Genomic DNA, 19,785 nt, shown 5'->3' on the forward strand with positions numbered 1-19,785 from the left:
CATATTTATAAATTTTGGTGACTACTTTGTCATCAGATTTTTAATTATTGACGAATATAGCGATGATTATCGCGGTGACGAACGGCCATCGATTTTTTCGCTAATAATCTCGATTTTATTCTCTGGTTTTTCCCTCTGGCGACATTCATAACAATAAAACCATTTGATCTGTTTTGATAAGGACCTGCGGATATGTCGCTGGTAAGTAGTTGTTCACTTGATCAAGGTTTTGAGGCGCCGAGGCGCTATTTAGCCGCCGCGGCCATATTAATTGGCGTGCTAATGGCGGCGCTGGATAGTTCCATTGTCAATGTCGCCTTGCCTTCGATTGCCAATGCGTTACGGGTCGATTCGGCGTCCGGTATCTGGATCACCAACGGCTATCAGGTAGCCAGCGCGGCGACGATGCTGATTTGCGCGTCGCTGGGCAGCAGAATCGGTGAGAAGCGTTTTTATACGGCGGGAATGGTGTTATTTACGCTCTCTTCGATGGGCTGTAGCCTTGCGCCGACCTTGGGCGTACTGGTTACCATGCGGATACTGCAAGGGGTAAGCTATGCGGTTATGATAAGCGTGGGGCTGGGCTTGTACCGGGTTATTTTCCCACCCCGCGCGCTAGGAACGATTTTCGGGCTGAATGCGCTGGCCTTCGCGGTTGGCACGGCAATCGGTCCGGCGCTGGGCGGGTTTATCATCTCGTCGCTCTCCTGGCCGTGGCTTTTCTATATCAATATCCTGCCTGGCGTCGCTGCGATTGTTTTCTCCTTGATTTCATTAGGGGAGGATAACGAAAAGGAGCAGGGCTTTGATTGGGCCGGGGCCGTGAGTTCAGCGGCGGCATTGGGCTTGATGGTGGTGGCGGTCGATCAAATTGGCCGCTGGGAGAGCCTGACGCTTATCTATTGCGCGGCGGCGTCAGTGACGTTATTTGCTTTCTTTATTATCGTCCAGACGAGAGCGAAGCATCCACTATTGCCGCTTGATATATTTCGCTCACGCCAATATACCCTGGCGGTGATCTCGTCCAGCTCTTTGTTCATCGCTCAGGGAATGGCATTGGTCGGTTTACCGTTTGTATTGCAACATACCTACCATTACTCAGTACTGGAATCGGCGTTTATCTTTACGCCGTGGCCGGTGGCTGTCGCCTTCTGCGCCCCGGTAGCGGGAAGACTGTCAAACCGTTTTAATCCGACGCAGATTTCAACTGTCGGGGTGGTTATCTTTTGTCTTGGCTTAGGCTCGCTGGCACTGTTGCCGGGCGCTGCAACGGTGAATGATTTTCTGTGGCGGACCGCCGTTTGCGGGGTGGGGTATGGCTTATTCCTGCCGCCAAACAATAAGGAGATGTTTGCTAATGTCTCAGCAAATCGCACGGCAACGGCCTCCGGGGTATTATCCACCGCCAGGACGACTGGGCTGTCCATCGGTGCGGCGCTGGTGGCGATGGTTATTGCGCTGTTGAACGGCTTAACCGGCCCAGGCGGCGCACAGTTTGCCGTTTATGTGTTTGGCCTCGCCTGCGCTATTGCGGCGATATCCTCTATTGCCAGTACCTTACGCTTGCATCGCTAAAGAAAGGAATGCCGGTAGTGGTGAAAATGCAACCGCTACTGGCACGTTCGATTATGAGTTTTTAGCATTTTTACCCGTTTAGCGCGGGTTCAAAATTTTTAATATATTCAGCAAAACAGATTGTTTTCTTTCGTTATAATAAGGCACTTGAATGCGCTGACCCCCGGACTGGACCTGCTTTCTGATGCTGGAAATAAAAAATATCGCCTGCCTGCGGGATGAACGAACCCTTTTTACCCACCTATCGTTTGCGGTACAACCCTGCGAGATTATTCAAATTTCAGGCCCCAACGGCGCGGGAAAAACCTCGTTATTACACCTCCTGACCGGGTTATCGACGCCAGAAGAAGGGGAAATTCTCTGGCAGGGCAAACCGCTGCGGCGTACTCGCGATAGCTGGCACGCGCAGCTCTTGTGGCTCGGTCATCAGGTGGGGGTTAAAGGGGCGCTAACGGCGGACGAAAATCTGCGCTTTTACCATCCTGAGGCGACCATTGAGGCGCGCTGGCAGGCGCTGGCGCAGGTTGAGCTGGTGGGCTTTGAAGATGTTCCCGTAGCGCAACTCTCTGCCGGGCAACAGCGGCGCGTCGCGCTGGCGAGACTATGGCTCAGCCGCGCGACGTTCTGGATTTTAGATGAACCCTTCACCGCGCTCGATGCGGCTGGCGTGCAAACGCTGACCACCCGAATGGAGCAGCACGTCGGCCAGGGCGGTGCGGTCATCCTGACCACCCATCAACCTCTGCGCCCGCTCTGCGTTCCTTTACGCACGATTATGCTGAGCGACGATGAGGCGGTCGCGGCATGATCAAGCAGATATTCTGGCGCGACCTGCGCCTCGCCTTTCGCAATTACGCCGAAATTATCAACCCGCTGTGGTTTTTCCTGATTATTATCACTCTGTTCCCCCTCAGTATCGGCCCTGAACCGCAGCTGCTCCGGCAGATTGCGCCGGGCATTGTCTGGGTGGCCGCGTTACTCTCTTCGCTGCTGGCAATGGACCGGCTGTTTCGCGATGACTGGCTGGATGGCTCGCTGCAGCAACTGATGCTGATGCCGGTGCCGCTGTCGCTGGTGGTGCTGGCAAAAATCGCGGCGCATTGGGTGGTCTCCGGGCTGCCGCTGCTGATAATCTCTCCGCTGATCGCTATGTTATTCGGACTTTCGACCGCGGAGTGGCAGGTGCTGGCCCTGACGCTATTGATGGGCACGCCAACGCTGAGCTTTATTGGCGCCATCGGCGTGGGGCTGACCGTCGGCCTGCGGCGCGGCGGCGTATTGCTGAGCCTGCTGGTGCTGCCGCTGATGATTCCGTTACTGATTTTCGCCACCGCCGCCGTGGGCGCGGCGCAGATGCAGTTGCCGGTTGACGGCTATATGGCCATTCTTGGCGCCTTTCTGGCGGGAAGCGCCACCTTAAGTCCGTTTGCTACCGCGGCGGCACTCAGAATTAGCGTGCAATAATTCCCGTTCCCTCGGGGCAATGAGGCAAAAAAAATGTGGAAAGTGTTACATCAACTCGCCATTCCAGAGCGCCTGTATAGCGTATGCGGACGATTCATTCCGCTGATGGCTATCCTCAGCGCGCTGTTTCTGGTGGTGGGCTGCGTTTGGGGATTTGTCTACGCCCCGGCAGATTATCAACAGGGTGAAAGCTATCGCATCATGTATCTGCACGTCCCGGCGGCGATGTGGTCGATGGGGATTTACGGCTCAATGGCCGTGACCGCTTTTGTCGGCCTGGTCTGGCAGATGAAAATGGCGGATAAAGCGGTGATTGCGATGGCGCTGCCAGGCGCGGTTTACACCTTTATTGCGCTGGTGACCGGTTCCGCGTGGGGAAAACCGATGTGGGGAACCTGGTGGGTCTGGGATGCGCGTCTGACTTCCGAACTGGTCCTGCTGTTTTTATACGTCGGGGTGATTGGCCTGTATCACGCTTTTGACGATCGCCGGCTGGCCGGGCGCGCCGCCGGGATACTGGTGCTGGTCGGGGTGGTCAACCTGCCGATTATTCATTATTCCGTGGAGTGGTGGAACACCCTGCATCAGGGCTCGACCAATATGCAGAAAACCATCGATCCGTCGATGCGCATGCCGTTGCGTTTAACCATTTTCGGTTTCTTATTCCTCTTTATTACTCTGACATTAATGCGTATGCGTAATTTAATTCTGTTGCAGGAGCGCCGCCGTCCGTGGGTCGTGGCGCTGGCTGGCGCTAGTAAGCGCGAGGAGAACTCATGACCAGCGCTTTTCACTCCTGGAGCGATTTCTGGCAGATGGGCGGCTACGCCTTTTATGTCTGGCTGGCGGTTGCAGTGACGGTCATCGCGCTGCTGATTTTGTTCATCCATACCCGCTGGCAGCGCCGGGCGTTGCTGGCGGATGTACGCCGGCAGATGGCGCGCGAGCGGCGGGTATCGGCGGCGCGTAAGCAAAGCACAATGAAGGGAGATGCGTTGTGAATCCTCGGCGTAAAGTTCGTCTCTGGCTCGCCTGCGGAGTGATTGGGGGGCTGGCGCTGACCGTTGGTCTGGTGATGTATGCATTAAGCTCCAATATCGATCTCTTCTATACCCCAGGCGAAGTGATATACGGCAAACGGGAAAATGGCCAGAAGCCAGAGCCGGGGCAGCGTCTACGTATCGGCGGCATGGTGATGCCCGGCAGCGTGAAGCGTGACGATAAAACCCTCGATGTGACCTTCAAACTTTATGATGCCCGCGGCGTCGTCGAGGTGAGCTATACCGGGATCCTGCCGGCGTTGTTCCGCGAAGGGCAGGGGGTTGTAGCCCAGGGGACGCTGCAGGACGGGACGCATATCCGCGCGAAGGAAGTGCTGGCGAAACACGATGAAAATTACACCCCTCCGGAAGTGAAAGAAGCGATGGAAGAGAATCATCATCCGGCTGAGAAGCCACAGGGAGCCGCGCAATGATCCCTGAAATCGGCCTCTTCCTGCTGTGCCTGGCGCTGGGCATTTCCTGCCTGCTGGCGCTATTTCCCTCCTGGGGCGCGATGCGGCAGGATGCGCGGATGATGGCGCTGGCGAAGCCGCTGTCGGTAGCGATGTTTGCCGCCATCCTCGGGGCGTTTCTCATTCTGGTGTACGCCTTTGTGGTGAATGACTTCACCGTTCTGTATGTCGTCAGTAACTCGAATACGCTGCTGCCGGTGTGGTATCGCGTAGCGGCGACCTGGGGGGCCCACGAGGGATCGTTACTGCTGTGGGTATTGCTGATGAGCGGCTGGACCTGCGCGGTCGCGGCCCTGAGCCGTAATATTCCGCTGGAAGCCTCTTCGCGGGTGCTGGCGGTAATGGGGATGATCTCCTTCTGCTTCCTGGCGTTCATCCTGCTGACCTCAAATCCGTTCGTGCGCACGCTACCTGATTTCCCCATCGAGGGGCGCGATCTGAACCCGATGCTGCAGGATATCGGGCTGATCTTCCACCCGCCGATGCTGTACATGGGCTATGTGGGCTTCTCCGTGGCCTTCGCTTTCGCCATTGCGTCGCTGATGACCGGGCGCCTTGATAGCGCGTGGGCGCGCTGGTCACGCCCGTGGACGCTGGCGGCGTGGAGCTTTCTGACGGTCGGTATCGTGCTGGGGTCGGCGTGGGCCTATTATGAGCTCGGCTGGGGCGGCTGGTGGTTCTGGGATCCGGTAGAAAACGCCTCCCTGATGCCGTGGCTGGCGGGAACGGCGCTGATTCACTCGCTATCGGTCACCGAAAAGCGCGGCAGCTTTAAATCCTGGACCGTACTGCTGGCGATTCTGGCGTTCTCGCTGTGCCTGCTGGGCACTTTCCTGGTGCGTTCCGGGGTACTGATTTCCGTACACTCCTTCGCTTCCGATCCTACGCGCGGCATGTTTATTCTGGCGCTGTTGGTGATCACTATCGGCGGTTCGCTGCTGTTATTCGCCATCAAAGGCGGCAAGGTACGTTCCCGGGTGCGTCACGAACTGTGGTCGCGCGAGTCGCTGTTGCTGGGCAACAATGTGCTGCTGATTGCCGCCATGCTGGTGGTACTGCTGGGGACGCTGCTGCCGCTGATACACAAGCTACTGGGGCTAGGCAGCATTTCTATCGGCGAGCCGTTCTTTAATTCCCTCTTTATTGCGCTGATGATCCCGTTCTCGTTGCTGCTTGGGATCGGGCCGCTGGTGCGCTGGCGTCGCGATGAATTCCACAAGCTGCGTAAGCGGCTGCTGATTGCCGCGGTGGTTGCCGTCGTACTGGCCATCGCACTGCCGTGGCTGATGCAGGATCGTATTAAAGCCATGACCGTAGTTGGCCTGCTGATGTCGCTGTGGGCATTCGTGCTTACCGTGATGGAAGTGGTGGAGCGCGCCACCGACCGCCACCCCTTCTGGCGCGGGCTGACCCGCCTCGGACGCAGCCACTGGGGAATGGTCGCCGGCCATGTGGGGCTGGTGGTCACCGTCATTGGCATCGCCTTCAGTCAGAATTACAGCATCGAACGCGACGTGAGAATGAAGCCGGGCGATAGCGTCGATATCCACCAGTATCACTTTGTGTTCCGTGACGTGCGGGATATCACCGGGCCGAACTACTTTGGCGGTGAAGGGGTGATCGAAGTTTCGCAGAATGGCCGTCACGTGAGTACGCTGCGGGCGGAGAAACGCATTTACAGCAGCAGCCGGATGGAGATGACCGAAGCCGCCATCGACGGTGGGCTGGCGCGCGACCTGTACGCTGCGCTGGGTGAAGAGCTGGCCGACGGTAGCTGGGCGGTGCGCTTGTACTATAAACCTTTTGTTCGCTGGATCTGGTTCGGCGGGATGTTAATGGCGTTTGGCGGCGTGCTGTGCATTCTGGACCCACGTTATCGCTTACGTAAATCACTGCCGGAGAACGCGTGATGAACCGCAAAGTCTTATATTTACCGCTGGCTATCTTCCTGATTCTGGCGGCAGCGCTGATGTGGCAACTGATGCGCAATAGTGACGGCGACGATCCTACCGTGCTTGAATCAGCGCTGGTGGGTAAGCCTCTGCCGGATTTCCGCCTGGCGTCGCTGGAAAAACCGGATGTCATGCTGGATCCCTCTAACATTATCAATGGTAAACCGGTGCTGATTAACGTCTGGGCCACCTGGTGCCCCACCTGTCGGGCGGAGCATCAGTATTTGCGCTCCCTGGCGGCGCAGGGCATTCGCATCGTTGGCATCAACTATAAAGACGATCGCCAGAAAGCGGTGAACTGGCTGCACGAATTGGGCAACCCGTATGCGCTGGGAGTGTTTGACGGCGACGGTATGCTGGGGCTGGATCTTGGCGTGTATGGCGCGCCGGAAACTTTCCTCATCGACGGCAAAGGCATTATCCGCTACCGCCATGCCGGCGATGTGAACGAGCGGGTCTGGCAGCAGGAGATTCTGCCGCTGTGGAATAAATACAGCCAGCAGGGGGGCGCGTGAAATATCTGCTCATCACTTTACTGACGGCGCTGTTCTCGTTTCAGGCGCTGGCGGCGATTGATACCTATCCATTTAAAGATGAGGCTCAGGAGCAGCAGTTCCGCCAGTTGACCGAACAGCTGCGCTGCCCGAAATGCCAGAACAACAGTATTGCCGATTCGAACTCGATGATTGCCGCCGACATGCGCAAAAAGGTCTGGCAATTGATGGAGCAGGGACAAAGCAATCAGCAAATCACCGATTACATGGTGGCGCGCTACGGCAACTTCGTGACCTACGAACCGCCGGTGACCCCCGCGACGATTATCCTCTGGCTGCTGCCGGCTTGTTTCGTTGTGGGCGGCGCGCTGGTGATTTTCCGTTTAAGCCGTCGCTCACGGGCTGAACGCGTCAGCGAGCTGAGCGCGCAGGAACAGGAACGCTTAAAGGCGCTGCTTGATGACAATAAAAGGACCCTGAAATGATTGTCGCTTTGCTCATCATGTTGGTGTTACTGCTGGGAACCGCGGCGCTGCTGTTTATTCCGTGGAGCGGCAGGCAGCGCGTTGACCGCAATACCATGAACCATATGATTTATCGGGCGCGCCTGCAGGAGCTTGATGAAGATCTTTCAGCGGTGAATGCGGCGCAGCAACAGCAGCTGGTTGACGATTTACGCTTGAATTTATTGGAAGATTTGCCCGAATCTGCCGAAACGAATCACAAAAATAGTAGTTATTGGGTGTATATTCTTGGGGTTATTATACTAACCTCTTTATGCGTAGGGGTTTTTATCCGAACGAGTTACATGACTCGCGTGGTTGAGTGGCAGCAAGTTGTCCAGCAAACGCCGCAGCTGATGCAGCGGGTGATGGATCCACAGGGTAAACCGTTGTCGGAAGAAGAGCTGTTTCGACTGGCGCTGGGGCTACGCACCCGCCTGCAGCAATACCCGGCCGACCAGCTGAGCTGGACGATGCTCGGCAGGCTGCAACTGGTGCTCAATAATCCAGGCGCCGCGTTACAGGCGTTTGATAAGGCGCGACAGCTGGCGCCAGGCAACGCCGATGCGCAACTGGGATATACCGAAGCGTTACTTCACTCTACGGATCCCAACGATAGCCGTGAAGCCCAGCAACTGCTCGATACGTTGCTGAAGAATAACCATAACGATGTACGGGTGCTTAGCCTGGCGGCGTTTAACGCCTTTGAGCACCAGCAGTATGACAAAGCGATCGCGGCGTGGCAGCTGATGCTGCAACTGTTACCGGCGGATGATGCTCAGCGAGAAATTATCATTCGTAGTATTGACCGGGCTAAAAAAGAACAAGCCGCTACACTGCAATAATTAAAATAACGTGAGTATTGCTCGAAGGCATATTGGATTTGCAATGGGTTATCGCTCTGAAATCACAGGATAATCATCCCCGGCTGATTATCCTGGCTCCGAAAATTTCCAAAAATTTAGTTGGATTAGAAGGTGAGAGCAATCGTTATAGATTTATTTATATAACGATTGCCATCTGGCAGGGACTTTTGCGTCTTTCATTTAGGAAAAGGGTTAAATAATAAGATGAGTAAACTTTCACTGGAACGCTCTGGTAGGCGAAAAATTATATTTATCGCCTTGCTGGTTGGGATCATTATTGGCGTGGTATTGCTGGCTGGTACCGCGACTATTATGCATAAAACCAGCGATACCGAATTTTGTGTGTCATGTCATACCATGCAGCAGCCTCTGGCGGAATATCAGGGCAGTGTGCATTTCCAGAACGATAAAGGTATTCGCGCCGAGTGCGCCGATTGCCACGTTCCTCATCAGCCGATCGATTATATGCTGACCAAAATTGGCGCCCTGAAAGATGTCTGGGGTGAAATGACCGGCAAAATCGACACCCCGGAAAAATACGAGGCGCATAAACTGGCGATGGCCCAGAGCGTCTGGGATGGGTTGAAGAAGAGCGATTCGGCGACCTGCCGTTCCTGCCACGACTATAAAGCGATGGATATTCTGGCGCAAACCCCTGAAGCCCGTAAGCAGCACCCGGTGGCGATCAAAGAGGGCGAAACCTGTATCGACTGCCATAAAGGCGTGGCGCATATTCTGCCGAACATGAGCGGCCTGGCGGCGGCAGGGGCCAGCGAGCTCGCTAACGCGGCGGCGAAAACCCCGGCGACCGCGACCACCCTTTACACCATTCAGACCCAGCCGTTCTGGCTGAGCGAGAAAGCGGGCGACCATAACGACGGTAACCTGATGGCCTCCACTGAAGTGAAAGTGGTGAAACGTGAAGGCGACATGGTGCTGGCGGATGTTCATGGCTGGCAACAGGATGGCGTCACCGAAGCCTTCTACGCCGCGCGCGGCAAACGCATTATGAGCGCGCTGCTGGGCGAAGAAGCTCGCAAAGCGTTAAAAGTCTCTGGTTCCGTTACCGATGAAGAGACCAAACAGGTCTGGCATGAAGTCGATCTGCAGGTCTGGCTGCCGGCGAAAAATCTGATTGGCGATCAACAAAAAATCTGGAGTTACGCTTCTGAATTAATGGCTAACAACTGTACCGGCTGTCATGGCCTGACCGAGTTGAATCGCTTTAACGCCAACCAGTGGATTGGGGTGGTTAAAGGTATGTCCGGCCGTACTTCACTGACTCAGGAACAGGTTCGTCTCCTGACCCAGTACGTACAAAAACATGCGAGCGACATGCCAGCAGCGGCCAAACAGGACAAACAATAAGGAGCCATGATGAAAAAGAATAACGATTATGACATGGCGGATCAGAGCCAGGAACCCGGTATGAATCTGACGCGTCGCCGTTTTCTGGCTGGCGCCAGCGCCCTGATGGCGGCGCCGCTGCTGGCGGGGTTATGGCCGCGTTCGGCGCTGGCGGAGGCCATCAGCCAGGCGATGCCGCAGTTTATTGCATTGCGCCAGGCGGAAAGCGGGATTCTCACCGGCGCCCACTGGGGCGCGTTTGAAGCCATCGTCCGCGACGGCAAAATGGTGGACGTACGCCCGATTAAAGACGATCCGTATCCCAACGAACTGATTACCATGGCGCCGTATCAGGTTCACGCCGAAAACCGGATTAAATATCCGATGGTGCGTAAAAGCTGGTTAGAAGGCGGGGCGAAAAACGGTAAGCCGGAGCTGCGCGGCCGCGATGAGTGGGTCCGCGTCAGCTGGGATAAAGCCCTGCATCTGGTGGCGGGTGAAATCAGCCGTCTGCAAAAAGAGCATGGCCCATCATCTATTTATGCCGGTTCTTACGGCTGGAAAAGCGTCGGGATGTTCCACAACCCAAGAACGCTGCTGCAGCGCATGATGAACCTGGCGGGCGGCTTTGTCGGCTATTCCGGTGACTACTCCACCGGCGCGGCGCAGGTGATTATGCCGCACGTGGTCGGTTCCGTTGAGGTTTACGAACAGCAGACCGCGTGGCCAAACGTGATTGATAACAGCGAGCTGGTGGTGATGATCGGTTGTAACCCAATGATCACGCTGAAAAACAGCTGGAACCTGCCGGACCACGTCGGCCAGACAGGCTTTGAAGCGCTGAAGAAAAAGGGCACCCGGATGATCTGTATCGACCCGGTGCGCAGCGACAGCGCGCGTGAGTTAGGCGCCGAGTGGATCGCCCCGCGCAGCTACACCGACTGCGCGCTGATGGCGGGGGTGGCCCATACGCTGCTGGCTGAAAATCTGCATAACCCTGATTTCCTGAAAACCTACACCGTAGGGTTCGATAAATTTGAAGCCTACCTGAACGGTAAAGAAGATGGCGTCGTCAAGGATGCCGACTGGGCTGCGGATATCAGCGGCGTTGATGCTGAGACCATCAAGCAGCTGGCGCGAGATATGGCGAAGCATCGCACCATGATCATGGGCGGCTGGGGCATCCAGCGTCAGCATCATGGCGAACAGGCCCACTGGATGATGGTGACGCTGGCGGCGATGCTGGGGCAGATTGGCCTGCCCGGCGGCGGTTTCGGCTTTAGTTATCACTACTCTTCCGGCGGTAGCCCAACCGCGCGCGGCGGCATTCTGGCGGGGATCTCCGCCGGTAGCCCAACGTCGCCGGCGGCGAAAGATATTACGCCGTTCCCGGTGGCGCGCATCGCCGATGCGCTGGCGAACCCAGGCAAGACCATCGACTATAACGGCACGAAAGTCACCTATCCGGATATTAAAATGGTGTACGTGGCGGGCGGTAACACCTTCCACCAGCATCAGGATACCAACAACCTGGTGAAAGCCTGGCAGCATCCGGAAACCGTGGTGGTGAACGAACCATACTGGACGGCGACGGCAAAACATGCCGACATCGTACTGCCGGTGACCACCACCTACGAGCGCAACGACATGGATATGGGCGGTGACTATTCGCAGCTTTATGTCTTCCCGCTGCGCCAGTGCGTACCGCCGCAGAACGAAGCGAAAAACGACTTTGATGTCTTTGCGGGGATTTCCGAGATCCTTGGGGTGCACGAGGCCTTTACCGAAGGCAAAGATGAGATGCTGTGGTTGAAGGGCATGTATGACGAGATGAAAGCCCAGGCGCGCAACGCTCGCGTGGCTCTGCCGCCGTTTGATATGTTCTGGGCTTCCAATAACTACATTCGCTTCCCGATCCCGCAAGAGAACACCCAGTGGGTGCGTTTCGCCGATTTCCGCGAGAACCCGCTGCTCAACCCTCTGGGGACGCCGTCAGGGAAGATCGAGATCTACTCTGACGCCATCGCCAAAATGGGCTACGAGGACTGTAAAGCGATTCCAACCTGGATGCCGCCGCACGAGTGGTATCGCGGGCCGGAAGCCGAGAAATATCCGCTGTCGCTCAATACCGGTCACCCGATTAACCGTCTGCACTCTCAGCTCGATAATACGCCGCTGCGCAAGAAATACGCGGTAGCCGATCGCGAAGCCATCTGGATCCATCCGAAAGATGCGAGCGCGCGCGGCATCAGCGAAGGCGATCTGGTTCGCGCCTTTAACGATCGCGGGCAGATCCTGGTCGGAGCGGTGATTACCGATAACGTTCGCGAAGGCGTGGTGCGCATCAGCGAAGGGGCATGGTTTGACCCGGCCGATCCGTCACAGCCGGGATCGCTGTGTAAAAACGGTAACGTCAACTGTCTGACCTTTGACGTCGGCTCCTCCAGCCTGGCGCAGGGGAACTGTGGCCAGATGTCGCAGCTGCAGATCGAGAAGTACACCGGACCGGCGTTGAAAAACACCGCGCACGATGTGCCGGTAGGCGCGTAACCCGCAGCTAACGTTTGAAAGACAAAACGGACACTTCCGTGAGGGAGTGTCCGTTTATCAGGTGAAAGTGAATATATTCACGGCATCTTTAATTTCACAACGTCTTATTTCCTGTACTGCATGAGCCTGGCTTTTGGGTGTATACCTAAACGTATGCCAATTGCCTCGCTTAAAACTCTTTCAGGAGCACTTACCCAGCTCATTGGAAAGCTTGTTGAGTTCATCCTGAATGTGTTTACGTCGCTGTTTCAGCAGTAAGTGGGTTGGAATGATGCGCTCGATAATTGTCGGCTTCTTATATACATACTCTGTCACGAGCTGTTTAATATCTTCCTCTGACCAACCGTCCATCACCGGCGTTGGGTTGTAGAGAAGATTTGACTGGAGGGCAGGGGCAACTTCCTCATCCAGAATCATAAAGATCTCTTCCCGGCTTAAACCAGAGTCCTTTAACTTCTGCGCCATCCATCGGTAGTCGTAGTCCTGGAGTTCGCGCCCGGTAAACAGCTCCGATAATGCGTGCCAGACAGGAACGCGGGTCATCAGTTGAGCTTCTGTTAGTTGCATATTAGTTTCTCCCCTGTGGTGAAACATATAAGGTTCCAAACAGAAGGTCTGTTCCGACTGATGCGAGAATTCCGCCCACTAATGCAGCAACACCAATACAAACAGGCGCAGTTGCCGCACAAACACCTGTTGTAGTGGCACAGTAATATTGGCCACGGTTTTACAGTAAGAATGGTATCTGTTCTCTGACTCTTCCGGCGTCAGTCCACCGTTATAATGGTGAGGTCTGACGCTATTGTAGTAGTTCAATATGTAATCATTAATTTGCTGCCGGGCCTCATCCTTGCCTGCATAACCATCCGTCGGCACCCATTCTGTTTTCAGACTGCGGAAAAAGCGTTCCATTGGACTGTTATCCCAGCAGTTTCCCCGTCGACTGACGCTTTGTTTTATTCTGTAACGCCAGAGAAGTTGTTGATATTTCAGGCCCGTATACTGGCTTCCCTGGTCGCTATGGAACATGACATCATGCGGTTGACCACGCGTCTCATAGGCCATCCGCAGGGCACTGCTTATCAGTGCGGTATCGGCATGTACTGACAGACTCCAGCCGATAACCCTGCGGGCAAAAAGATCCATGACGACCGCCAGATAGCACCAGCGATTTCCGGCCCAGATATACGTAATATCTCCGCACCACACCCGGTCTGGCTCGGGCACAGCGAACTGACGCTCGAGCAGATTCGGCAGGCAGGTATGCGCCTGACGGGCATTTTTGTACTGATGTTTTCCGGGCTGACAACTGCTCAGGTTCAGATATTTCATCAGGCGTCCGGCACGGTAACGGCTCATCGGGACGCCGTTTTGGGTCAGCATGTCAGCCAGAGTGCGTGCCCCCGCAGAGCCCCGGCTCTGGTTCCACACCCGACGTATTTCGCTGCACAACCTGACGTGTCCCGGATTAACCATATCGCGTCGTTTTCGCCAGTACCGGTAACTGCTGCGGTGTATTTCCAGCGCGGAGCACAGGCTGACAACCGTGTGGTTGTCACTCAATCTGGCAACTATCGTGAACCGTTCAGCGAGTCGGACATCAAGAGCGCAGTAGCCTTTTTTAATATCGTATTTTGCTCCTCCAGACGGCGAACCTGCTTTTCCAGCTCGCGGATACGTTGCTGGTCTGGAGTAATCGGTGTGGCAGAGGGCGTAATTCCCTGGCGCTCTCGCCTGAGCTGGCGTACCCAGCTCTCAAGCGTGGTAGAACCGACATTCATCGCTTCACTGGCTTGTCGATAGGAGTAGCCCTTATCAACAATCAGCTGTGCACATTCCAGCCTGAACTCGGGGGTGAAAGTACGCTTAGTTTTCTTGTTCATTAAGTCACCTGTTTTGTGTTGAGGTGAGAATATCACCTTTAATCAGGTGGCCAAATTTACTGTGCCACTACAGAAAAAAAAGAAAGCTGTTTTGACCTGAACAGAAAAGCTCACTTAAGCCCGGCCAGTGCCGGGTTTTTTGATGTCTGTAGCCTGAGTGCATGTCTATACTGCATGAAATCGCATGACTTTATGCACTTGCATTTTTACTTCCCAGACCAGATAAGGCGCGGTTTAGAGCCTATCATGCAACTGCATGAAAACCACTCCCTAAAGCGGGCAGGCGTGGCGGGGCTACGAGCGCGCGCTAACGCAGAAAATGCAGTTGAACGTATAAGATGTAAGCGTTAATCTCAAGTTTTAATCAACTAAGGAATGAGCATGAGTACATGGATACAAGCCTATGAAAACAGAGAGGATCTGAAGTCTTATGGTGATAATGGATTAGCTTTATTTGCCTTAGCGCTGCACTTTCGAATAGATGATATTGATGGTGTTGCTGCTGATTCCATTACAGATGGCCATGATGACAAAAAATGTGACTTGGTTTATATCAATGAAGAGGAGGAATTTGCCGTCCTTGCTCAATGTTACTTTTCAGGAAAGGATAGACAAGAAGCTCCAGCAAACAAAGCTAGTGACCTTAATATTGCTTTAGCATGGCTTTTGCAAAGAGACTTAAAGGAAGTACCAGAAAGAATAAACTCTTCAGCAAAACAGATTAGGGATCTAATCAGGCAGTCTAAAATAAAAACATTATATGTATGGTACGTTCACAACTTGCCGCTATCTAAAAATGTTGGTCAGGAGTTGGTTACTGTTCAGCAAACAGCAAACACCATTTTACAGCATGATTTCAAAGATGCGAAAGTTCAAGTACATGCGGTTGAAGTTGGAGCTGAAAAATTAACTGAGTGGTACAGCGAATCTCTTTCACCTATATTGGTTGATGAAACTTTTAACATAAAAGTCGTCGATGGAGGTTATGAAATTAATGGTGGGGAGTGGATTTCATTTTGTACCACTATTCAGGGTAAGGATTTAGCTAGAGCTTATAAAAAACATAAGTTAAATATTTTTTCTGCGAACGTAAGAGATTATCTAGGCTCAAGGTCAACTGATTCTAATATTAATAATGGGATAAGAAATAGCGCTGAAAAATCAGCAGGTAATTTTTGGGCATTTAATAATGGTGTTACAATCCTGGTTCATGATTATAGCTATAATGAAAAAATTAAGAATCTAGAAGTGAGGGGCATGTCAATTGTCAATGGCGCACAAACAACTGGCGCTCTTGGATCTTTGTCTCGCTTACCGGCTGAAAATGTTAAAGTACAAGCAAGGTTCATAAAAGTTAAAGATGGAGATGCTGACTTAATTCAAAACATTATTCAGTATAACAATAGTCAAAATAAAGTTGAGGCATCCGATTTTAGAAGCACAGATAAAATTCAAAAACGTTTGAAAGTGGAATTTGCATCTATTCCCGATGCTGAGTATGAAGGAGGGCGCAGAGGTAGTGCTGAAAGTGTTATACGTAGAAAGCCAAACCTTTTACCGTCATACACAGTTGGACAAGCTCTAATGAGTTTTCATGGAGAGCCTACGATAGCGTATAATCAACGCTCGGCTATTTGGACAAATGATTCATATTATTCAAAAATATTTAATGACAGTACAAAAGCGTCTCATATCGTTTGTGCTTTTTCATTAATGAAATGTATAGTCAACAAAAAAATCAATCTGGGTAAAAAAGATGTGTTATCTAGAAATGATTTGGCTCAATTAGAATATCTCAGATTCAGAGGTGCGATCCCTTTACTTTGTTCTGCAATAACAGAATGTCTTGAAAGTTTCTTAGGGAGACCTGTTCCTGATTTGTTTAGAGTTTCTTTTGGTCATGATGTTTCCCCATCAAATGCTGAGAAAATTTGGGAGCCAATTGTAGATATTTGTTTGGCTTTGAGTAATCAACTTTTACCTGCACTAATTGATGGTGGTCTAAAGAGCCCCACAAAGGTTAGGGAGTGTATATCTAATTTCTCACAGTTAATTGCCGCAACAGCACAGATGAATCGTCCTGTTTATGAATTGTTTGAGAAGAATTTAAAACCTGCATTTTGAGATTGAAGGCCTCGAGGAAGGCCTTCTTGACCAAAGAAAGGACTTAGTATTATAGCTATAAATTTGATGTTAAATATTTCAGGTGGGTTTTTAATTTAAAAATGGAGGGGAAATGTTTCAGATTTCAAGTGGGTGTTTTTTTGAAGAGAATAAAATAGAAAAACATGAAGGTACTTTTGTTTTTTACTCTAACGTAGATATTAATTATCTTCTTGAAAGTGATTTGCCAGAGTTTAAAGTTAAGAAAATAGATGGTGGCGGTATCAATTGCTATCTGGTTGACTATGTCCTATTAACTGAAAAGCCAGATAAAATTGAGGCAGGAGTGGTAATAAGGGCAGGTGATCAAGATTATATGGAACAATTTATACAGCTATGGGAATTTTACTTTGATTGTGTGGCAAGGCCAGAAAAAGAAACAGTAAAGCAAATATGTGCTCAATTAAATTTTAGGAAAAATCGCACAAAAATAGCACTTGAGATTGCTCCTTATCTCGTTGAGATTGATAGACGTATATCACATGAAACCGCAATGGGTTTTAGCCGTTTTGTCAATGATGTTGTGGGTATAGATCGCGCAAGTTATAAATCCGTTATTTCCGCATTAAAAATTATTAGCGATACGAAAGAATCATTGTCCACCAATTTTGATTTAACATACTCAATGCTTGTATATGCACTTGAGTCATTGTCACAAAGAGGTGACGGATATGAATCTACATGGCAAGACTACGATCAAACAATTAGGAGTAAGTTGGATGAGATATTCTTAGATTTATCTCCATCTGTTTCAGATGAAATAAAAAGTGCTTTAATTGATGGAAAGCAATTTAAGCTTCTTAAGCGATTTAAATCTTTTATTATCAATAATCTAAATGACGAGTTTTTTTACGAGTCAAATAGATTTCCAATACGCAGAAGTTTTCTTGAGAAAGCCTTGGATAATTTGTATAAAATGAGGTCTTCATTCGTTCATGAACTAAAACCTCTTGATGTAATGATTTCTCAAACCCACAATCCAGTAGCTGATTGCCTGATTCGTTTTGGAGAGCCCTATTTCACCTATTCAGGGTTGCTCAGATTACTCAGGTATCTTATTTTACATTATTGTAAAAATAACCAAAGTCAAGGTGAAGAAAAGGTTAATTGGGTTATGGAAACCTCGAGCATCTTAATCGGTGAAATGTCTCCGGAATATTGGATGTGGAATCCAGACTCCTTTACGGCAAGCTCTGTTTCAAAATGGTTTGTTGAATATCTCGAGATGCTTAATAAAAATCAAGTGGTTGATTTGTCGAGAATTATGAAAAAAATCGAAAACATCTTTGATGGCTCACAAAAGCAATACAAAAGTGGTCTTATTAGTTTTTATTATTTGTATAATTTAATACATTCAAAAAATGATACTGATTGGATCGCTTTCGCAAGTAAAAGAGATAGTTTTATAAAAGTAGATATGTACTGGTATGCATCTTGTGCCTATTTATATAATTCTTTCAATAATCAGGCAAATATAACAATAAATAAAAATGATTTGAAAGACTTCTCTATCTGTTATGAAATTTATAATAGTAAAAAATTTCAAAAAAATGTAATCAATCTACCAGCGATGACAGAAGCTTTTTTACTCATTTTAGCTGCAAACTCATATTTCAAGAGTGGGATGTATGAAAATTATAAATTCAAGGTAAAGCTAGCCCTTTCAGAAATATCACATAATGTGAAAGTTTTTTCCTATGTTAAAGGGCGTTTAGAAAATTCACAATTGGTTGAAGTGGCCGAATGTTTTAGATTATATCGGGAGTAGAGGGAGATTACCCTCACTCCTTACTTGCAAACCCCACCATTCCATCAGTTCTATTCGTTGTTGCAAATATGTGGAGCGGTTATATGCTCGTCTTACTTCATCTTTGTCAATATGTGATAATGCTGCTTCAATAATATCTGAGTTGAATCCTACTTCATTCATCGCTGTGCTCGCTATAGAGCGCAGACCATGGGCAACTAGTTTCCCACTATAACCAATACGCTTAAGAGCCGCGTTAGCTGTCTGGCTATTTGTAAGTATCCCGGCAAAACGGCCCATTCACTTTTAGAGATCTTCCGACATACTGAGTATGTCCCCTGAGGAGATCGCCATGCGTAAAGCCCGATTCACTGAACACCAGATCATCGCCGTTCTGAAGTCCGTTGAAGCCGGACGTACCGTCAAGGATGTGTGCCGTGAGGCCGCAATTTCTGAAGCCAGCTATTACAACTGGAAAGCGAAATATGGTGGGATGGAAGCGGCCGATATTAAAAAAATCAAAGACCTTGAGGATGAGAATCGACGTTTGAAACAGATGTTTGCCGACCTGAGCCTTGAGAACCGGGCACTTAAAGACGTTATCGAAAAAAAGCTTTAAAACCAGCGATAAAGCGTGAACTCGTCAGCTATCTGACGGCACAATTTGCCATGAGTTTACGCCAGGCCTGCAGGACGTTATCGCTGAGCAGGACGGTCTATTTTTATCAGCCCGATACCCGGCGTGATGAACCGGTGATCCATGCGCTGACTGAACTGGCAGAACACTATCCGCGCTACGGTTTTAAGAAGCTGTTCCAGCTGCTGCGTAGGCAGGGCAATATCTGGAACCACAAACGCGTTCACCGGATTTACTGTCTGCTGAAACTGAATTTTCGTCGTAAGGGAAAACAGCGACTGCCAGTGCGTAATCCAGCGCCACTGGCGACGCCGCAAGCGTTAAACCAGAGCTGGTCCATCGATTTTATGCACGACGCCCTGGTCTGCGGCAGACGATTCCGGACCTTCAATGTGGTGGATGATTTTAACCGTGAAGCACTGGCGATAGAAATCGACCTGAATATCCCGGCTCAGCGAGTCATCCGGGTGCTGGACAGGATCGTGGCAAACCGCGGCTACCCGCTGAAAATGCGGATGGACAACGGGCCAGAACTGGTCTCGCTGGCGCTGGCACAATGGGCCGAAGAACACGGCGTGATGCTCGAATTTATCAAGCCGGGGAAGCCTACACAAAATGCTTTTATCGAACGGTTCAACCGGACATACCGGACAGAAATCCTGGATTTTTACCTGTTCAGAACACTGAATGAAGTACGGGAAATTACAGAGCGCTGGCTGATGGAATATAACAACGAGCGGCCTCATGAATCCCTGAACAACCTGACGCCGGAAGAGTACCGGCTGATGGCTGAAAAAACGGAACTCTCAAAAAGTGCGTGGAACTAAAACAGGTGTGCTTACAATATAGGCTGGGAATAATAAAACCAGTTATTAAGTCTAAAAATAAAGAGAAGACCATGAAAGAAGAAATAAAGAAAAAACCATCATATATGGTTGATTATGAGAATATATTTAAATACAAGATAAAGCACGATTCAAAAGGAAAACAACCCAAGGGGCAATTAACACAAATTGAAGGTGGCAGGATTTTAAAATCTAAAGCCTTTAAACTGCGATGAAAATGATTAATATATTATGAACTATAGGTGA

17 protein-coding genes and 2 pseudogenes are annotated in these 19,785 nt (G+C 50.9%); 16 read left to right on the forward strand and 3 right to left on the reverse strand.

Annotated features, from left to right (window positions below; genetic code table 11):
• The first annotated feature begins 192 nt into the window (after nucleotides 1-192).
• From ABLU86_RS23940 to torA, 12 genes are all read left to right on the forward strand, one after another.
• Entirely contained in the window at nucleotides 193-1,575 is a 1,383-nt protein-coding gene (locus ABLU86_RS23940; RefSeq protein WP_348796339.1) for a DHA2 family efflux MFS transporter permease subunit, read from the forward strand.
• 184 nt (nucleotides 1,576-1,759) lie between these two features.
• A complete protein-coding gene (gene ccmA, locus ABLU86_RS23945) occupies nucleotides 1,760-2,383 on the forward strand; it encodes a cytochrome c biogenesis heme-transporting ATPase CcmA (protein ID WP_348796338.1) in 624 nt (207 codons plus the stop codon).
• On the forward strand, nucleotides 2,380-3,039 hold the full coding sequence (gene ccmB, locus ABLU86_RS23950; RefSeq protein ID WP_015370111.1) for a heme exporter protein CcmB: 660 nt from the start codon (nucleotides 2,380-2,382) through the stop codon (nucleotides 3,037-3,039). The genes ccmA and ccmB overlap by 4 nt, the downstream gene beginning before the upstream one ends.
• A gap of 33 nt (nucleotides 3,040-3,072) precedes the next feature.
• Complete coding sequence (locus tag ABLU86_RS23955; RefSeq protein ID WP_006798169.1) at nucleotides 3,073-3,819, forward strand: heme ABC transporter permease; 747 nt, start codon at nucleotides 3,073-3,075, stop codon at nucleotides 3,817-3,819.
• Nucleotides 3,816-4,040 (forward strand): heme exporter protein CcmD, encoded by a 225-nt coding sequence (ccmD, locus tag ABLU86_RS23960; RefSeq protein WP_006798167.1) that lies wholly within the window; start codon nucleotides 3,816-3,818, stop codon nucleotides 4,038-4,040. The genes ABLU86_RS23955 and ccmD overlap by 4 nt, the downstream gene beginning before the upstream one ends.
• Entirely contained in the window at nucleotides 4,037-4,513 is a 477-nt protein-coding gene (ccmE, locus tag ABLU86_RS23965) for a cytochrome c maturation protein CcmE (protein ID WP_015703212.1), read from the forward strand. The genes ccmD and ccmE overlap by 4 nt, the downstream gene beginning before the upstream one ends.
• A complete protein-coding gene (locus tag ABLU86_RS23970) occupies nucleotides 4,510-6,462 on the forward strand; it encodes a heme lyase CcmF/NrfE family subunit (protein WP_045413272.1) in 1,953 nt (650 codons plus the stop codon). Before ccmE ends, ABLU86_RS23970 begins: the two co-directional genes overlap by 4 nt.
• Nucleotides 6,462-7,019 (forward strand): DsbE family thiol:disulfide interchange protein, encoded by a 558-nt coding sequence (locus ABLU86_RS23975; protein WP_015370115.1) that lies wholly within the window; start codon nucleotides 6,462-6,464, stop codon nucleotides 7,017-7,019. Before ABLU86_RS23970 ends, ABLU86_RS23975 begins: the two co-directional genes overlap by 1 nt.
• On the forward strand, nucleotides 7,016-7,483 hold the full coding sequence (locus tag ABLU86_RS23980; RefSeq protein WP_032708925.1) for a cytochrome c-type biogenesis protein: 468 nt from the start codon (nucleotides 7,016-7,018) through the stop codon (nucleotides 7,481-7,483). Before ABLU86_RS23975 ends, ABLU86_RS23980 begins: the two co-directional genes overlap by 4 nt.
• The gene (gene ccmI, locus ABLU86_RS23985) at nucleotides 7,480-8,346 is read left to right on the forward strand and encodes a c-type cytochrome biogenesis protein CcmI (protein ID WP_032712347.1); all 867 of its coding nucleotides are present in this window, start codon (nucleotides 7,480-7,482) and stop codon (nucleotides 8,344-8,346) included. The genes ABLU86_RS23980 and ccmI overlap by 4 nt, the downstream gene beginning before the upstream one ends.
• Before the next feature lie 225 nt (nucleotides 8,347-8,571).
• Nucleotides 8,572-9,735, forward strand: coding sequence for a NapC/NirT family cytochrome c (locus tag ABLU86_RS23990; RefSeq protein WP_348796337.1), 1,164 nt, complete (start codon nucleotides 8,572-8,574; stop codon nucleotides 9,733-9,735).
• 6 nt (nucleotides 9,736-9,741) lie between these two features.
• Entirely contained in the window at nucleotides 9,742-12,264 is a 2,523-nt protein-coding gene (torA, locus tag ABLU86_RS23995) for a trimethylamine-N-oxide reductase TorA (RefSeq protein WP_045368627.1), read from the forward strand.
• Nucleotides 12,265-12,444: 180 nt separating this feature from the next.
• Here the strand turns inward: torA and ABLU86_RS24000 are convergent, their stop codons facing one another.
• Nucleotides 12,445-12,831 carry a hypothetical protein gene (locus tag ABLU86_RS24000; RefSeq protein ID WP_063411182.1) on the reverse strand — a complete coding sequence of 129 codons (387 nt, stop codon included), beginning with the start codon at nucleotides 12,829-12,831 and terminating at the stop codon, nucleotides 12,445-12,447.
• Nucleotides 12,832-12,972: 141 nt separating this feature from the next.
• Nucleotides 12,973-14,147 (reverse strand): annotated as a pseudogene (locus ABLU86_RS24005) (IS3 family transposase); the annotation flags it as partial.
• 381 nt (nucleotides 14,148-14,528) lie between these two features.
• On the opposite strand from ABLU86_RS24005, the gene ABLU86_RS24010 reads away from it, so the two are divergent.
• The gene (locus tag ABLU86_RS24010; protein ID WP_063411184.1) at nucleotides 14,529-16,271 is read left to right on the forward strand and encodes an AIPR family protein; all 1,743 of its coding nucleotides are present in this window, start codon (nucleotides 14,529-14,531) and stop codon (nucleotides 16,269-16,271) included.
• A gap of 112 nt (nucleotides 16,272-16,383) precedes the next feature.
• Nucleotides 16,384-18,078 (forward strand): hypothetical protein, encoded by a 1,695-nt coding sequence (locus ABLU86_RS24015; RefSeq protein WP_063411185.1) that lies wholly within the window; start codon nucleotides 16,384-16,386, stop codon nucleotides 18,076-18,078.
• On the opposite strand, the pseudogene ABLU86_RS24020 reads toward ABLU86_RS24015, so the two are convergent.
• Nucleotides 18,064-18,330: pseudogene (locus tag ABLU86_RS24020) on the reverse strand (tyrosine-type recombinase/integrase); the annotation flags it as partial. The gene ABLU86_RS24015 and the pseudogene ABLU86_RS24020 overlap by 15 nt on opposite strands.
• A 79-nt stretch (nucleotides 18,331-18,409) precedes the next feature.
• Here ABLU86_RS24020 and ABLU86_RS24025 point away from each other — a divergent pair.
• Both ABLU86_RS24025 and ABLU86_RS24030 read left to right on the forward strand, forming a co-directional pair.
• Nucleotides 18,410-19,521 (forward strand): IS3 family transposase gene (locus ABLU86_RS24025; RefSeq protein ID WP_087867851.1). Its coding sequence is split into 2 segments (ribosomal slippage): nucleotides 18,410-18,671 and nucleotides 18,671-19,521, totalling 1,113 coding nucleotides; the frame shifts between segments, so codons are not numbered across the junction.
• Between the two features lie 71 nt (nucleotides 19,522-19,592).
• Entirely contained in the window at nucleotides 19,593-19,754 is a 162-nt protein-coding gene (locus ABLU86_RS24030) for a hypothetical protein (protein WP_162866857.1), read from the forward strand.
• Nucleotides 19,755-19,785: the final 31 nt, after the last annotated feature.

Source organism: Klebsiella sp. JN_Kp121 (genome assembly GCF_040062145.1).
GTDB classification, from domain to species: Bacteria; Pseudomonadota; Gammaproteobacteria; order Enterobacterales; family Enterobacteriaceae; genus Klebsiella; species Klebsiella aerogenes.

Coding starts and splice junctions, on each gene's coding strand:
- ABLU86_RS23940 (WP_348796339.1), top strand. CDS start 193: ATGTCGCTGGTAAGTAGTTGTTCACTTGATCAAGGTTTTGAGGCGCCG.
- ccmA (WP_348796338.1), top strand. CDS start 1,760: ATGCTGGAAATAAAAAATATCGCCTGCCTGCGGGATGAACGAACCCTT.
- ccmB (WP_015370111.1), top strand. CDS start 2,380: ATGATCAAGCAGATATTCTGGCGCGACCTGCGCCTCGCCTTTCGCAAT.
- ABLU86_RS23955 (WP_006798169.1), top strand. CDS start 3,073: ATGTGGAAAGTGTTACATCAACTCGCCATTCCAGAGCGCCTGTATAGC.
- ccmD (WP_006798167.1), top strand. CDS start 3,816: ATGACCAGCGCTTTTCACTCCTGGAGCGATTTCTGGCAGATGGGCGGC.
- ABLU86_RS23970 (WP_045413272.1), top strand. CDS start 4,510: ATGATCCCTGAAATCGGCCTCTTCCTGCTGTGCCTGGCGCTGGGCATT.
- ABLU86_RS23975 (WP_015370115.1), top strand. CDS start 6,462: ATGAACCGCAAAGTCTTATATTTACCGCTGGCTATCTTCCTGATTCTG.
- ccmI (WP_032712347.1), top strand. CDS start 7,480: ATGATTGTCGCTTTGCTCATCATGTTGGTGTTACTGCTGGGAACCGCG.
- ABLU86_RS23990 (WP_348796337.1), top strand. CDS start 8,572: ATGAGTAAACTTTCACTGGAACGCTCTGGTAGGCGAAAAATTATATTT.
- torA (WP_045368627.1), top strand. CDS start 9,742: ATGATGAAAAAGAATAACGATTATGACATGGCGGATCAGAGCCAGGAA.
- ABLU86_RS24000 (WP_063411182.1), bottom strand. CDS start 12,831: ATGCAACTAACAGAAGCTCAACTGATGACCCGCGTTCCTGTCTGGCAC.
- ABLU86_RS24010 (WP_063411184.1), top strand. CDS start 14,529: ATGAGTACATGGATACAAGCCTATGAAAACAGAGAGGATCTGAAGTCT.
- ABLU86_RS24015 (WP_063411185.1), top strand. CDS start 16,384: ATGTTTCAGATTTCAAGTGGGTGTTTTTTTGAAGAGAATAAAATAGAA.
- ABLU86_RS24030 (WP_162866857.1), top strand. CDS start 19,593: ATGAAAGAAGAAATAAAGAAAAAACCATCATATATGGTTGATTATGAG.